This window comes from Sphingomonas sp., from assembly GCF_036387595.1.
Taxonomy (GTDB): Bacteria; Pseudomonadota; Alphaproteobacteria; order Sphingomonadales; family Sphingomonadaceae; genus Sphingomonas.
In genome coordinates this window covers 83695-97955 of record NZ_DASVTL010000078.1, presented here as the reverse complement: position 1 = coordinate 97955, position 14261 = coordinate 83695, and the positions used below count along the sequence as shown (strand labels likewise).

Genomic DNA, 14261 nt, shown 5'->3' with positions numbered 1-14261 from the left:
TGGGGCCGAACACGACAGGGTAAGATCACATGGCGACGACCACCGAGACGATCACCCCCCAGGCGCTCTCCGGCGAACCCGCACTGGTGCTCACCCCGCCCGATCCGGTGCCCGTCGTCGCTGCGGAGAAGGCGTCGGGGCTGGTGCCGGTCGATGCCGGCACCCGGTCGAAGCTGGAGGAACGCGTCGAGGGCTTCGTCGCCGATCTGGTCGCGCAGGACGTCAACAGCCCCGAATTCGGCAAGCGCGTCGATGCGATCACCGCGATGGGCGCCAAGGAAATCCGCGAGGCGGCGGGCCAGTCCAACCGCTTTCTCGATCGCCCGGTCAAGGCGATGGACAAGGACAGCGGCGTCGGTGCCGATCTGGCGCAGCTGCGCCGCATCATCGAGGATCTCGATCCGGGCAAGCGCGGCAATCTGTCGGCGCCCAAGAAGCTGTTCGGCATGATCCCGTTCGGCTCCAAGATGCGCGATTATTTCGACGGCTACAAATCCTCGCAGACCCACATCAGCGCGATCCTGAAGAGCCTGGCGGGCGGCAAGGACGAGTTGCTGATGGACAATGCCGCGATCGACACCGAGCGCGCGAACCTCTGGGCGGCGATGGGGCGGCTGGAGCAGATGATCCACCTGTCCAAGATCATGGACGCCAAGCTGGAGGATACCGCCGCCGACCTCGACCACACCGACCCTGCCAAGGCGAAGGCGATTCGCGAGACCGCGCTGTTCTACACCCGCCAGCGTACTCAGGATCTGCTGACCCAGATGGCGGTGACGGTGCAGGGCTATCTGGCGCTCGACCTGGTCAAGAAGAACAATGTCGAACTGGTGAAGGGCGTCGATCGCGCCTCCACTACGACCGTGTCAGCACTGCGCACCGCGGTGACGGTCGCTCAGGCGCTGACCAATCAGAAACTGGTGCTCGAACAGATTACCCAGCTGAACACGACGACCGCCAACATCATCGATTCGACCGGCAAGCTGCTGAAGGACAATAGCGCGCGCATCCATGAGCAGGCGGCGTCCGCGACGATCCCGATCGAGGTGCTTCAGCGTGCTTTCCAGAACGTCTATGACACGATGGACGCGATCGACACGTTCAAGATGAAGGCGCTTGATTCGATGAAGACGACGGTGGGGACGCTGTCGAACGAGGTCGAGAAGTCGCGCGGCTATATCGCACGCGCCGAAGGGCAGTCGCAGGGCCAGTCACAGGGGTCGGGCGCGCTGACCGGGCCATCGGCGCAGTTCAAGCTGGAAGCCATGTGACGTGAGCGAAGTCGATGACGTGATCGCGCAGGCGAGGGCCTCCTGGGCACGGATCGCCACCGATGGGCGCGACACCGCGCGCGGTGCCATTCGCGGCCATTCGCGGCGGATGAAGCGGGGCGCGACGACGCTCGGCCGCCGCGTGGCGCTGATCGCTGCAGCCAATGCCGTCCTGCTCCTCGTCGCGGCGATCGTCGGCGCGACGCTGTTCCCGCTCGGCATCTTCGGTGCGCTGGCGGTGTTGCTGATGATGGTGGCGGTGACGCTGGCCATCGCGCTGGCGCCGGTGGCCAAGCCGCCGACCGAGGCCAAATTGCGCGAGGCCGATATAAAGGTGCTGCCTGCGCGCACCGAACGCTGGCTGGAGGCGCAACGGCCGGCTCTGCCCGCGCCGGCGCGTACTCTGGTCGATCGCATCGGCCTGCAGTTGGAGGCGCTGTCGCCGCAACTCGCCGGCCTGGGCGAAGGTGACGAGGCGGCTTATGAGGTCCGTCGCCTGATCGGCGAGCAGCTTCCCGCCTTTGTCACCGATTACGCCCGCGTGCCCCCGACGCTGCGCGCCACCCCGCGCAACGGCAAGACTCCCGACGCCGAACTGGTCGATGGCCTGAAGCTGATCGAGCAGGAGATCGCCGAGATGACGCAGCGCCTGGCGCAGACCGACCTCGACGCACTGGCGACCCGCGGCCGCTTTCTGGAGATGAAGTACAAGGACGACGGGTCGGAGCGGTAGGCCGGCGTCAGCGCAGCGCCGCGGCCCGCGCCGCCAGCCGCGTCACCGCCGCGGCGTGGATGCCGGGCGCCGCCGCCAGCACGCCAAATGCCTGCGGCTCTCGCTTGTTGAAGACCAGTTCGGCGCCCAGAGCATCGGTGGCCGATGCACCCGCCTCGATCGCGATCAGCGTGGCGGCGGCGATGTCCCATTCGTTGCCCCACCGCAAGGTGGCGACCAGATCCGCCTCGTCCGCCGCGACCATGGCAATCCGGAGTGCGATCGAATTGGGTTTGTCGACCATCGCGAAATCGCGATCGGCCTTCGACAAGGCGTCGGTCGGCACCCGCGCACCGGCCAGCGTCTGCCGGTTCGAAGCCCGAAGGACGACACCGTTGCGCGACGCCCCGCCCCCAAGGGTGGCGACCCAGGTTTCAGCCCGCGCCGGCGCGTCAAGCACGCCGATGATCGGCAAGCCATCCTCCACCAGCGCCACCGATACGCACCAGCCCGCACGTCCGCGGATGAAGTCGCGCGTTCCGTCGATCGGATCGACCACCCACAATAGCCGGCGCGTTAGCCTGTCCGGATGATCCGCGGTCTCCTCGGACAGCCAGCCCGCCTCCGGCACCAAAGCCGCCAGGCGGGCTCGCAGCAGCGCGTCGACCGCCAGATCGACCTCGCTTACCGGGTTGCCGGGCGACTTCTCCCACCGCTGGAAGTCGGTACGCCACTGGGCCAGCGCGTGTCGGCCAGCTTCCCGGACGATCCCGGCCACGTCGCCGGCGAACTGCCCGTCAGCCACTCGCGACCGTCATCCCGTCGATGCGCAGCGTCGGCACGTTGACGCCGTATCGGAACTCAAGATCGTTGGCGGCGATCATCTGGCGGTACATGTCGCGCAGATTGCCCGCGATGGTGAATTCGGCGGCCGGGCCTGTGATCTGACCGCCTTCGATGCGAAAGCCGGCAGCGCCGCGGCTGTAGTCGCCGGTCACGCCGTTGACGCCCTGTCCGATCAACTCCGTAACATAGACGCCATCCGCGATGTCGCCGAACAGCGTGGCGACCGGCATCGCACCCGCCGCCAGATAGACGTTGCTGGTCGAGACACCCGGCCCGCCTCCAATGCCGCGCGCGGCATGGCCGGTCGGCTCCAGCCCCAGCTGGCGCGCCGACGCGGAATCCAGCAGCCACGTCTCCAGCACGCCGTCCTCGACCAGCGCGGTCGGCGACACCGGCAGCCCTTCGCCATCGAACGGACGCGATCGCAGGCCGTGGGGGCGGTGTGGATCGTCGCGGATGGTGATGCCAGACGCAAACACCTGCGTGCCGAGCGCTTCGAGCAGGAAGCTTGTCCGCCGGGTGATCGCCTGGCCACCGATCGCGCCGACGAGATGCCCGACAAGCGAGCCGCCCACGCGCGGATCGAACACCACCGGCATCGCCCCGCTCGCCACCCGTCCGGGGTTCAGGCGGGCAACCGCGCGCTCGCCTGCGCGGCGGCCGATGTCCTCGGGTGCGTCGAGATGCCGCAGCAGGCGCGTGGAATGATGCGCGTAATCGCGCTGCATGCCCGCCCCTTCGCCGCCGATCACGCTCGCCGACAGGCCGTAGCCCGTCGCGGCATAAGCGGAGGCGAAGCCGTGACTCGTTGCCAGTGCCCAGATCATCCGCGAGGCGCTGGCGCCGCCGCCTTCGCTGTTGGTGACGCCCGCCACCGCGCGCGCCTCGTCCTCGGCCGCAAGCGCGGCGTCGCGCAACTGCTCGGGCGATACCTGGCCGCCATCGTCTATGTCGAGCAGCGGCGCTGCCCCGCGCATCAGCCGAATCTCGGGCGCCAATCCTGCCCAGCGATCCTCGGGCGCCTCGCGCGCCATCGCCACCGCCCGCTCGACCAGCGCATCGAGCGCGGCCGAAGACAGGTCCGACGTGGAAACGCTGGCCGATCGCGCGCCGACGAACACCCGCAGGCCCAGTTCGGCACTCTCCGACCGCCCGACATCCTCCAGCTTGCCCAGCCTCACCGACACATCAAGCGCAGCATCGGCGGCGAACACCGCATCGCCCGCATCGGCGCCCGCGCGCATCGCACGCGCGACGATTTCCTGGGCGTGGTCGCGGGCTTGGTCGAGAGTCAGCATGGCGTTCGACTTAGGGGGCAGGGATACCGTGTGCAACAGGGCTGGGGCGGTGACACCCCAAGCTAAGTCAGGGAAGGTGCAAGTTCACCTTGCGGCGCTTGTAATCACAAGACCGGCTCACCGGAGGCGGTCGCCATCAGGAAGCCGTGGCCGACATCCAGGCGGAACAACTCGTCGACCGGCAGTTGAAGCAGGAGAGCAGCCTTGAGGGCGAGGGACAGGCTCGGCTCAAACCGTCCTCGCTCGATCGAATTGATGGTCTGGCGAGACACGCCAAGCAGTTCGGCAAGTCCTTGCTGGGTCAATCCGCGCTCGCCACGGATCACCGGCAAGCTGGTCACTACGCCCATTTGCGGACTGCCACGAACCAGAGCACGAATGTGGTTGCGGCGAAAAGCAGCGCCGGCGCTGCCGAAGGCATCGGCGCGGTGAGCGACGAAGCAGCCAGTATCGCCCAGATGCCGGATAGGGCGCAGGTCCACGCACCCGCCATGCCAAGGGTCCATTTCTGCACCCGGTTGAACATCTCGTCCTGGAGCAGGCTGAAACTATGCCACAGCCAGGTCGCCAGTGCAGCAGCGGCAAGGCCCGCGAACGCCAATGCCGGCACGTGTTGCGCGACGTCGAATTGAAGGCGCGTGTTGACGGGCTTTACGGCCATTCCGATCAGGAGGCCGGAGATCGCGCCCAGGCTCATGCTCGCGGTCGCGAGGGCTTTGGAGCGCTTGTCGAAGGCACTCCACCGAAACCAGGCTCCACCCATCGTGAACTCGAGCATGTGACGTCCTCCATATCTGGCGGCAGACTATGCGAGAGCCGTTAAGGGAAAGTATATTTTACATTGCGGGCAATTTATCCGCGGCGGACTGCGGGATCGTTGATGCCAGAGACCCTAAGCCGTCCCGACCACGACGCACGCCAGGAACACCAACAACCCCGCAAACCGGTTCGCCCGGAACAGCGCCAGCGCGCGCGCGCCATCGTCGGGACGCAGACGCACGACCTGCCAGCCGAAATGCCCCGCCACCGGCAGCAACGCCAGCAGCGCGAGCGGATCGGCGCGGACCTGCCACATTGCCGCGGCCCATAATGCCACCGCCAGCGCATAGCATCCCGCCACGCCCGCCCGCACGTGCGGGCCCATGCGCAGCGCGGACGATCGCACCCCGATCAGCGCATCGTCCTCGCGGTCCTGCAGCGCGTAGATCGTGTCGTATCCGATCACCCAGGCGATCGACCCGGCGTAGAGCAGCCACATCGCCGGCGCGAAGCCGCCCGTCACCTCGCTCCAGCCGACCGGCAGGCCCCATGAAAAGACGATGCCGAGCCACGCCTGCGGCCACCAGGTGATGCGCTTCATGAACGGGTATGCCGCGACCGGCGCTAGGCTGGCCAGCGCCACGCCGGCGGCGAACGGCGTCAGCTGGAGCAGGACCGTCAGCCCCACCAGGCACAGCACCGCGAGCCACACCCAGGCAAGCCGGATCGGCACCAGCCCGCTCGGGATCGGGCGCGTCGCGGTGCGCGCGACCTGCGCGTCCAGATCGCGATCGACGATGTCGTTATAGACGCACCCCGCCCCGCGCATCGCGATGCTGCCGAGCAGCAGCCACGCGATCAAGTCCCAGCGGGCGAAGGCGCCCTCGGCCAGCGCCACGCCCCAGGCGCCCGGCCAGAACAGCAGCCACCAGCCGATCGGCCGATCGAATCGCGCGAGCATCGCCAACCCGCGCACCGTGGGCGGCAGCATACCGACCACGCCACGATGCTGGCTGTCGGGGACGATGTCTGCGCTCATCCCTTAGCGCCTACGAACGCGAAGGTAGGCGCGCAAGCCCGCCCGCGCTATCGCAAGCAGCGTGATGATGAGCCTTCTCCCTTGATCGGCCTGTCGGTGGCGGTCGGCCGCTTCGTAGAGGCGCTGTTCTGGGCGATCGCACGCGTCGCCGGCGTGGTGTCGATCGCGGCGATCGCGGGGGCGGCGGTGATCGGAGGCCTATGGCTGCTCGGCCGAGCCGTGTGGAAGCGTCGCAAGGGGGGGCGCTCGTGATCGCGACCCCGGCCTGGCCGCCGCAGTCCACGCCGCGACTATACGTGGCGGGTCCGCTCGCGCCCGGATCGATCCGCATCGACGGTACGGCGGCGCATTATCTCGGCGTAGTCATGCGCATCAAGCCGGGCGTTCCGGTCAAGCTGTTCGACGACATGACCGGCGAATGGCTCGCGGTCGCCACGTCCATCGGCAAGCGCGACCTCATGCTCGACGTTACCGAGCGCCTGCGCGCGCGCGATGCCGTTCCCGACCTCTGGCTGTGCGCCGCGCCGCTGAAGAAGGGTCGGGTCGACTGGATGGCGGAAAAAGCGTGCGAACTCGGCGTCGCGCGCTTCGTGCCGGTCATCACTCGCCGCACCATCGTCGACAAGCCCAACGTCGATCGCCTGCGCGCCCACATGATCGAGGCGGCCGAACAATGCGACCGCACCGCGATTCCCGAGATTGCCGATCCGATCAAACTCGCGTCCCTGCTGCGCGACTGGCCGGCGGACCGCACGCTCTTCTTCGCCGACGAAACCGGCGGCGCGCCCGCGGCGCAGGCAATGCAAGTGGGCTCGGGCGTGGCGGCGATCCTGATCGGTCCAGAAGGCGGCTTCGATTCCGAAGAACGCCTTGCCATCCGCGCCTGTCCGCAGGCGGTAGGCATCACACTGGGACCGCGCATCCTGCGTGCCGATACCGCGGCGGCGGCGGCCATTGCCGTCTGGATGGCGTCGGCGGGGGATTGGGATCGGTAAGCGCCCCATTCGCACGCCTCTGTACCGCCGCAGCACACGGCACACCGCGAACCGGAACGACGCGCGAAGGAGCGGGATCGGTGCCCTGTCCCATCGTGCACGAACATCTCATTCATAGCGCAGGGCCTTGATGGGATTGGTCCGGGCGACGCGCAGCGCATGCGCCGAGATCGTGCCCACCGCGATCCCCAGCGCGACCAGACCTGCCAGGAGGAACGGCACGGGGGTCAGCGCGATCCGCGCGTCGAAGCCGTTGAGCCAGCCCCGCATCAGCCACCATGCCGCAGGCCACGCGATCAGATTCGCCACGATCACCGGCCGGGTGAATTGCCAGACCAGCAGCCGGACGATGTCGCGGGTTCTGGCACCCAGCACCTTGCGGATGCCGATCTCCTTCGTCCGGCGCTCGGCGGTGAAGGCGGCCAGCCCGAACAGCCCCAGGCACGCGACGATCACCGCCAGCAATGCAAAGCCCGCGAAGGTCTTGGCGCGTGCATCCTCGGCCTTGTACAGTTCGACCATGATGTCATCGCTGAACTTGGCGTTGAACGGCACTTCGCGCGCGACCTGCTTCCACGCCTGCTCGACGGCCGCACGCACCGTCGCAGGATCACCGCGGTAGCGCACGATCATCACGCTTTGTCCGGCCTTCGCGTTCCAGACCATGAGCGGATCGAGCGGCTGGCGGATCGAGCGGAACCGCGCGTCCTTCATCACGCCGATGATCGTCACCGGCATCAGCCCGATCTCGTTGTCGACCAGTCCCGCACGCACCGTCTTGCCGATCGCCTCGGCGGGACTCTTGAAGCCGAGCCGTTTGACCGCCAGTTCGTTGACGACGACGTGCCCGCCCCGGGCGACGAGCGCGCGCTCCTTCGCCGGGTCGGATGGGAAGGGCAGGGTCAACTCGTCCATCGCGCGGGTATCGAACCAGCGCCCGGCGACCATTTTCAGCCCCATGGCGTCCTTGAGGCCGATGTCGACCGGATAGTTGCCGATCGTCACCGGCTCGGTCGCGCCCGGCACCATTACGCCGGTGTTGTTATTATTGTCGGTCGCGACGCCGATCCCGGTACGGCCCACCGCCTGCACGCCGGGCACGCGCGCGGTTTGCGCCGCAATCGTCTCGCCCATGTTGTAGAGCTGGTAGCGGCTGAGTTCGTCGACTTGCAGGATGTGATCGCGGCTGTAGCCGGGATCGACGGTGCGCGCGTACACGGTCTGCCCGTAGATGACGATGGTACAGACGATCAGCCCGATCGACACCGCGAACTGGCCGACGACCAATGCGCTGCGCAGCCGGCCTGTCCCTTGCGCCTCGCTGGCCGATTTGTTTGCTTTGAGCACCTGTGCGGGCTGGAAGCGCGAGAGGAAGAAGGCGGGGTAGATGCCGCTCAGCAGGCCGACCGTTAACATCAGCGCGAGTACCGGCGCGAGGATGCCGCCGCTGCCCAGATAGGTCACCGGAATATCGGCATCGAGAAACGCGGCGAGCGGTGGCATCAGCAGTTCGACGAAAGCGAGCGCGATAATCATGGCGAATATCGAGATCAGCACCGATTCGGCGATGAACTGAAAGATCAGCTGCTTGCGCGTCGCACCCAGCACCTTGCGCAGCGCGACTTCGCGCGCGCGCTGCCCGGCCCGTGCGGTGGCAAGATTGGTGAAATTGATGATCGCCATGCCGAGGATCAACAACGCGATGATCGCGAAGGTGACGATCGTCTGGCGGTCGTTGCCCGGCGTCAACGCGCCGCTCTGCGCGCGACCGAGGTGGATGTCACGAACGTTGACCAGATGCCAGTCCTGCGCGTCACCGCCGTTGAAGCGCGCGTCGCCGGCATTCTCGTCGGGAATATTGCGCTTTTCCCACGCCGGGAACTGTGCCTCCAGCGCCTTGGGGTCGGTGCCCGGCTTCAGCCGCGCCCATATCCAGCCATTCTGGCAGCCCCAGCAGCTCAGCGACTGTAGGTTATCGGCATTGAATGCCTGGATGTCGATCCGCGACAGGATGTTGATCTCCAGGTGCGAATTCTTGGGCAGATCGCGCAGCACCCCGGTGATGCGCAAGTCGCGAGTCTGGCCGCGGCTGATGACGCTAAGCGTCTGGCCGACGACGTCGTCGGTGCCGAACCGGCGGATCGCCTCCGTCCGGGTCAGCACGGTGTCGCCGGGCTGGCGCAGCGTGGGTGCGCCACGCAGCATCGGCAGCTTGAGGATGTCGAGCAGATCGTCGTTGGTGAAGAGGAAATCCTCGCTCGGCGACGCCTGGCCGTCCTTCATCACGACCGGCGTCGTGCCGAAAGCATAGACCCAGCGCTCGATCTGCGGAAAATCCTTCTGCATCGCCGCGCCCGTGACGAACGGCGTCATCTGCAGCGCGTCCTCGCGGCCGGTGTCGGGGTCTTTGTACCACGACTGGATCTGATAGACGTTCTCCGCACCTGGCAGCCACCGATCATAGCTCAATTCGTAGCGCACGGTCAGCAGGATCATCAGGCACGCCGCCATGCCGATCGCAAGGCCGAGGATGTTGATAAGCGCATAGGTGCGGTTCTTCATCAGCGCGCGCAGGCCGACGGTGAGATAGTTGCGCCACATGGGAAGGCTCCTATTCGTAACGAAGGGCGTGGATCGGGTTCAGTCGGGCCACGCGGAGTGCGTGGCCGGCAACGGTGACGAGGGCGACGGCGAGTGCCATCAGGCCGGCAACCGCGAACGGGGTCGGCGTCAGCGCGATGGCGACGTCGAAAGTGTCCAGCCAGTCGCGCATCACCCACCAGGCCGCTGGCCAGGCGATCAGATTGGCGACAACGACGGGTTTGGAAAATTGCCAAGCGAGCAGGCGGACGATGTCGCGCACCTGCGCGCCCAGCACCTTGCGGATGCCGATCTCGCGCGTTCGCCGCCGCGTCGCGAAGGCCGCCAGACCGTATAGCCCCAGACATGCGATCAGCACCGCCAGCGCGGCAAAGGTCGCGAACATGGCACCGCGCGCACGATCGGCGGCATAGGTCTCGCCGACGATATCCTCGGCAAACCGCCCCTCGAACGGAATTTCAGGTTCGAACTGCCGCCACACCCGCGCAATCCCCGCCATCACGTCGGCAGGCCGAGCCGCGGCGTAGCGGACGATCACCTGGCTCGTGCGCAGGGGATCGTAGAGATAGACGATCGGTTCGATGGCATCGCGGGGCGTGCGGATGCGCGTGTCCTCGACGACGCCGACGATCGTCGCGGTCACGTCCGCGCCATCGATCCCGGTCGCGAGTGGCATTCCGATCGCCGCTTGCAGGTCGGCGTGCCCCAGCAGCCGCGCCGCGGCGCGATTGACGACGACGTTCACCCCGCGCTGCGGATCGGCGACCTTGTCATAATCGACCCGCTCGACCCGGTCGGTCGCGAACCGATCGCCGAGCGCACGTCCGGCGAGGATGCGCATCCCCATCGTGTCGAAGAAATCCTTGTCGATCGCATAGCGTCCAAACGACAGTTCCGGCCCGCCCGGCACATGCGCGGTGACGTTCGACTTGTTGGTCGCCGCCAGCGCCAGATTGGTCCGGCCAGTTGCGACCACGCCGGGGATCGCCAGCAACTGCGGCCGCGCCGCGCCATATTCGCTCTGATCGCCCGCGAAACGCCAGGCGGAATCGACCTGGATCAGCCCGTCGCGGCGATAGCCGGGATCGATCGTCGCGATGAAGCGCGTCTGCGCGGCGATCACCCACGTACTCGCGATCAGCCCGATCGCGACCGCGAACTGGAACAAGACCAGGACGGTGCGCACCCGCCCTGTTCCCGAGGGCTGCGCCGCAGAACTGTTGGCGCGCAGCACGTCGGCCGGCCGGAAACGGCTGAGCAGGATCGCGGGATACAATCCCCCCGCCAGGCCGGTGACCGCGAACAGAACAAGCGCGGGAACCAGCATCCCTCCCGCGCCGCGATAGGCGACATGCAGGTCGGCGCCCGTCCATACCGCGATCCACGGTGTTGCCAGTTCGAAGATCGTACACGCCAGCAGCATCGCCACCGCGGTCATCAGCACGGACTCGCCGAGCAATTGCACGACGATCTGCCGCCGCGACGCGCCCAGTACCTTGCGCAGCGCGATCTCGCGCGCCCGCTGCGTCGCGCGAGCGGTCGACAGGTTGACGAAGTTCATCACCGCCATGCCCAGGATCAGCAACGCAACGATCCCGAACGTCGCCAGCGTCCTTGGGTCGCCGCCCGGTACGCTCGTGCCCTGCTGCGCATCGCCCAGATGCACCCCGGTCATCGGCATGAGTCGCAGGTCGAGCATATCGGCGCGCGACAGGGTGCTACCCCGAGCGGTTTCTGGCGGGATCGTGCGCTTCTCCCAAGCGGGAAGCCCCGCGTTGATCGCCGTCGCGTCCGCCCCGGTGCGCAGCCTGACATAATGCTGCTGGCTCATTGCGCCCCACCCCGTTTCAGACGCGGGCCATTTGGCGAACTGCGCCTGATCGTTGCGGAAAAGCAGGTTGAGCCGCAGGGAAGAATTCTTGGGAAGATCGCGCAGCACCGCCGTGACGCGGCGGTCGCGCTTCCCTTCGCCTGCCCCCAGGGTCATCGTTCGCCCAACGACGTTCGTTTTCCCAAAATGCCGCCGCGCCTCGCTTTCGGTCAGCACGATCGAATTGGTGTCGAGCAAAGCGGTCGCCGCCGAACCGTAGGCGAAGGGCAGACGAAAGATGTCGAAGAACGCCGGATCGACCGACGCGGTAGGTACGAATACGGGCAAGCCGCCGCGCGTCGTAACCGTCGGCCCCGTCCGCACGACGGTGATCGCCGCGATCTGCGGGAACCCTTGCGCCAGCGTATCCCGGACGGGAAACGGGCTGGATTGCGACCGCGCCACCGGCTGCCCCGGCTCCCGCAAAACCGACTGAACCTGATAGATGCGATCGCTTTCGGGTAGCCAGCTATCGTAACTCCGCTCGTAGCGGATGTAGCTGAGGATCAGCAGGCATCCGGCCAGCCCGAGCGCCAGCCCGCCGATGTTGATGACTGCATACGCGCGATTGCGCGCCAGCAATCGGAATGCCATCGTGAGATGGTTGCGCAGCATCGCTCCGGCCCCGCTCAAGCCGCCCGCCGCCGCTCCTGAAGGATCTTGCCATCGAGCATGTTGACCATCCGGCTGGCGTAATCGGCATGCGCGGGCGAATGGGTGACCATCACGATCGTCGAGCCTTCGGTGTTCAGGTGCTGGAGCATGCGCATCACTTCCTCGCCGTGCGCGGTGTCGAGGTTGCCGGTCGGCTCGTCCGCCAGGATCAGGCGCGGGCTGGACACCAGCGCACGCGCCACCGCGACGCGCTGCTGCTGGCCGCCCGAAAGCTGGCTTGGCCGGTGCCGGGCACGGTGGGCGACGCCGACGCGGTCCATCACCTCGTCGGTGCGGCGCTTGCGGTCGGCCGCCGACACGTCGTGGTAGAGCAAGGCCAGTTCGATATTCTCGCGCACCGACAGTTCGTCGACCAGGTTGAAGCTCTGGAAGATGAAGCCGATCGCCGCTTTGCGAACCTCGGCGAGCCGCGCCTCGCTGAGCCCCGCGACCTCCTGCCCATCGAACAGGTAGGAGCCGCCGGTGGGGCTGTCGAGCATCCCCATCAGATTGAGCAGGGTCGATTTGCCGCACCCCGACGGCCCCATGATCGCGACGAATTCACCGTCGGCGATGTCGAGGTCGATCGCGTCCAGCGCGGTCGTCTCGACGGTATCGGCGCGGTAGACCCGCGAGAGCGCACGCATCTGGAGCATGGAATGTCCTTTCATGAAGCGGAGAGGTCGAGCCGGCCCTTGTCGGCGAAACCGGTGTAAGGAGAGGTGATTACGCGCTCGCCCCGGTCGAGCCCTTCGAGCACCTCGATGGAGTCCGCGTTGCGCCGGCCGAGCCTGACCTGGCGCTTGACCGCGCTTTTGCCGTCGGGGGCGAGCACGAAGACCCAATTGCCGCCGGTTTCGTTGTAGAAGGCGCCGTTCGGGATCAACTTGGCCGGCTGCGCGTCGCCGAGCGTGAGCTTGGCCTGGAGCGTCTGGCCGCGTTGCAGGTCGGCCGGCTCACCCGCGGTGAAGTGCAGGTCGATCTGGAACTGGCCGTTCTGCACTTGCGGATAGATTTTGGCGACCTTGGCGGCATAGGTGCGGCCGTTCATCGTGACGCTCGCCCTCTGCCCCAAAGCGACGCGTCCGAGGTAGAATTCGTCGACCCCGCACATCAGCTTGTTGCGCCCGGGGCTGTCGATCTGGCCGACCCGTTCGCCGCGGCTCAGCGACTGGCCGACCTGGATGCTGAATCCCGACAATTGCCCAGCCACCGGCGCGCGTAGATTGAGCGCCTCCAGATTGGCCCGCGCAAGGCCGAGGCTGGCGCGCATGGAGGTGGCGGAGGCGCGGGTCTGCGCGAGCTGGCTGGCCTGCAGCCGTTCGTCGGTCGCCCGGCTGCGCTCCAACACGCGCAGGCGCTGCTGCTCATATTCATACGCATCCTGCGTGTCGGCGAATTGCTTGCCCGCGACGAAACCGCGCTCGGCGAGCGGGCGCTCACGCTCATACTGACGGCGCATTTTCGTGCTTGCCAGACCGGCTTCGAGCACCGCGCGCTCGTTGGTCAGGCGGGTCTGCGCGAGCGCCAGTTCCTGACTGCGCATGTTGTTGATCTGCTGCTCGACCTCGGTCTGGCGCGCCAGCGTCGACAATTGCAGCTCGGCGTTGGAGAGCACCGCGATCAGCTGTCCCTTCGCCAGCGAAGCTCCATCCTCGGCGATCACCTGCTCGACCCGTCCGCCCTCGATCGCGTCGAGAAAGACGGTGAGCAGCGGCGTCACCCGCGCGCGAAGCGGCACGAAATCCTCGAAGACGCCTTGGCGTACCGGCGACAGCGTGAGCCGGTCGGCGGCGATCGTCTGCGACCCCTCACGCGGGGCGAACCACCAGAAGCCGGCGAGCAGCAGCAGGAGGAAGCCCGCCCCGCCCGCCATCTTCGCGCGCGGCGACCATCCGCTGCGCGCCACCACCCGGTCCATGCCGCTACCGGTGACCGGCACGGCCGCTCCGGCCTCCCGCTTCAAGCGCAGCACGCTCACGGTGTGATTCCGCCGATCGAAAGCGCTAGCGTCTTCGGGGTCGGAAGCTCGTTCGCAACCCGGGCCTGCAAACGCACAGGCCCGGTCTCGATCAGCAGCGAAACCTGGGCGGTGCCGATTTTCAGCTGCGCGCGTGGACCCGGCAGGATCACCGACGCCAGCACTATCGCCCCGAGCACCAACATCGCCACGATCCGCCGTCTGCCTGTTTCGCGCATAACCGTCTCCCTGTTGC

At 67.2% G+C, this 14261-nt stretch carries 14 protein-coding genes; 4 read left to right on the top strand and 10 right to left on the bottom strand.

Annotation, left to right across the window (positions count from 1 at the left end):
* The first annotated feature begins 29 nt into the window (after positions 1–29).
* Both VF643_RS08280 and VF643_RS08275 read left to right on the top strand, forming a co-directional pair.
* Positions 30–1271 carry a toxic anion resistance protein gene (locus tag VF643_RS08280; protein WP_331042911.1) on the top strand — a complete coding sequence of 414 codons (1242 nt, stop codon included), beginning with the start codon at positions 30–32 and terminating at the stop codon, positions 1269–1271.
* A 1-nt stretch (position 1272) separates the two neighbouring features.
* The gene (locus tag VF643_RS08275) at positions 1273–2004 is read left to right on the top strand and encodes a hypothetical protein (RefSeq protein ID WP_331042910.1); all 732 of its coding nucleotides are present in this window, start codon (positions 1273–1275) and stop codon (positions 2002–2004) included.
* Between the two features lie 7 nt (positions 2005–2011).
* On the opposite strand, the gene VF643_RS08270 is transcribed toward VF643_RS08275, so the two are convergent.
* The 5 genes from VF643_RS08270 to ubiA form a co-directional block, all read right to left on the bottom strand.
* On the bottom strand, positions 2012–2788 hold the full coding sequence (locus VF643_RS08270) for a 3'(2'),5'-bisphosphate nucleotidase CysQ (RefSeq protein WP_331042909.1): 777 nt from the start codon (positions 2786–2788) through the stop codon (positions 2012–2014).
* Complete coding sequence (locus tag VF643_RS08265; RefSeq protein ID WP_331042908.1) at positions 2781–4127, bottom strand: TldD/PmbA family protein; 1347 nt, start codon at positions 4125–4127, stop codon at positions 2781–2783. The genes VF643_RS08270 and VF643_RS08265 overlap by 8 nt, the downstream gene beginning before the upstream one ends.
* 104 nt (positions 4128–4231) lie before the next feature.
* Complete coding sequence (locus tag VF643_RS08260; RefSeq protein WP_331042907.1) at positions 4232–4477, bottom strand: helix-turn-helix transcriptional regulator; 246 nt, start codon at positions 4475–4477, stop codon at positions 4232–4234.
* On the bottom strand, positions 4468–4905 hold the full coding sequence (locus tag VF643_RS08255; protein ID WP_331042906.1) for a hypothetical protein: 438 nt from the start codon (positions 4903–4905) through the stop codon (positions 4468–4470). Before VF643_RS08255 ends, VF643_RS08260 begins: the two co-directional genes overlap by 10 nt.
* 114 nt (positions 4906–5019) lie before the next feature.
* A complete protein-coding gene (ubiA, locus tag VF643_RS08250) occupies positions 5020–5925 on the bottom strand; it encodes a 4-hydroxybenzoate octaprenyltransferase (protein ID WP_331042905.1) in 906 nt (301 codons plus the stop codon).
* 81 nt (positions 5926–6006) lie between these two features.
* On the opposite strand from ubiA, the gene VF643_RS08245 reads away from it, so the two are divergent.
* Both VF643_RS08245 and VF643_RS08240 read left to right on the top strand, forming a co-directional pair.
* Positions 6007–6177 (top strand): hypothetical protein, encoded by a 171-nt coding sequence (locus VF643_RS08245; RefSeq protein WP_331042904.1) that lies wholly within the window; start codon positions 6007–6009, stop codon positions 6175–6177.
* Positions 6174–6920 carry a 16S rRNA (uracil(1498)-N(3))-methyltransferase gene (locus VF643_RS08240; protein WP_331042903.1) on the top strand — a complete coding sequence of 249 codons (747 nt, stop codon included), beginning with the start codon at positions 6174–6176 and terminating at the stop codon, positions 6918–6920. The genes VF643_RS08245 and VF643_RS08240 overlap by 4 nt, the downstream gene beginning before the upstream one ends.
* Before the next feature lie 108 nt (positions 6921–7028).
* On the opposite strand, the gene VF643_RS08235 is transcribed toward VF643_RS08240, so the two are convergent.
* The 5 genes from VF643_RS08235 to VF643_RS08215 are packed head-to-tail and all read right to left on the bottom strand — an operon-like array spanning position 7029 to position 14244.
* Positions 7029–9521, bottom strand: coding sequence for an ABC transporter permease (locus VF643_RS08235; RefSeq protein ID WP_331042902.1), 2493 nt, complete (start codon positions 9519–9521; stop codon positions 7029–7031).
* 10 nt (positions 9522–9531) lie between these two features.
* Positions 9532–11985 (bottom strand): FtsX-like permease family protein, encoded by a 2454-nt coding sequence (locus VF643_RS08230; protein WP_331042901.1) that lies wholly within the window; start codon positions 11983–11985, stop codon positions 9532–9534.
* A gap of 35 nt (positions 11986–12020) precedes the next feature.
* The gene (locus VF643_RS08225; protein WP_331042900.1) at positions 12021–12701 is read right to left on the bottom strand and encodes an ABC transporter ATP-binding protein; all 681 of its coding nucleotides are present in this window, start codon (positions 12699–12701) and stop codon (positions 12021–12023) included.
* Between the two features lie 11 nt (positions 12702–12712).
* A complete protein-coding gene (locus VF643_RS08220) occupies positions 12713–14026 on the bottom strand; it encodes an efflux RND transporter periplasmic adaptor subunit (protein WP_331042899.1) in 1314 nt (437 codons plus the stop codon).
* Positions 14023–14244, bottom strand: coding sequence for a hypothetical protein (locus tag VF643_RS08215; protein ID WP_331042898.1), 222 nt, complete (start codon positions 14242–14244; stop codon positions 14023–14025). The genes VF643_RS08220 and VF643_RS08215 overlap by 4 nt, the downstream gene beginning before the upstream one ends.
* Positions 14245–14261: the final 17 nt, after the last annotated feature.

Coding starts and splice junctions, on each gene's coding strand:
- VF643_RS08280 (WP_331042911.1), top strand. CDS start 30: ATGGCGACGACCACCGAGACGATCACCCCCCAGGCGCTCTCCGGCGAA.
- VF643_RS08265 (WP_331042908.1), bottom strand. CDS start 4,127: ATGCTGACTCTCGACCAAGCCCGCGACCACGCCCAGGAAATCGTCGCG.
- VF643_RS08260 (WP_331042907.1), bottom strand. CDS start 4,477: ATGGGCGTAGTGACCAGCTTGCCGGTGATCCGTGGCGAGCGCGGATTG.
- VF643_RS08255 (WP_331042906.1), bottom strand. CDS start 4,905: ATGCTCGAGTTCACGATGGGTGGAGCCTGGTTTCGGTGGAGTGCCTTC.
- ubiA (WP_331042905.1), bottom strand. CDS start 5,925: ATGAGCGCAGACATCGTCCCCGACAGCCAGCATCGTGGCGTGGTCGGT.
- VF643_RS08235 (WP_331042902.1), bottom strand. CDS start 9,521: ATGTGGCGCAACTATCTCACCGTCGGCCTGCGCGCGCTGATGAAGAAC.
- VF643_RS08230 (WP_331042901.1), bottom strand. CDS start 11,985: ATGGCATTCCGATTGCTGGCGCGCAATCGCGCGTATGCAGTCATCAAC.
- VF643_RS08225 (WP_331042900.1), bottom strand. CDS start 12,701: ATGCTCCAGATGCGTGCGCTCTCGCGGGTCTACCGCGCCGATACCGTC.
- VF643_RS08215 (WP_331042898.1), bottom strand. CDS start 14,244: ATGCGCGAAACAGGCAGACGGCGGATCGTGGCGATGTTGGTGCTCGGG.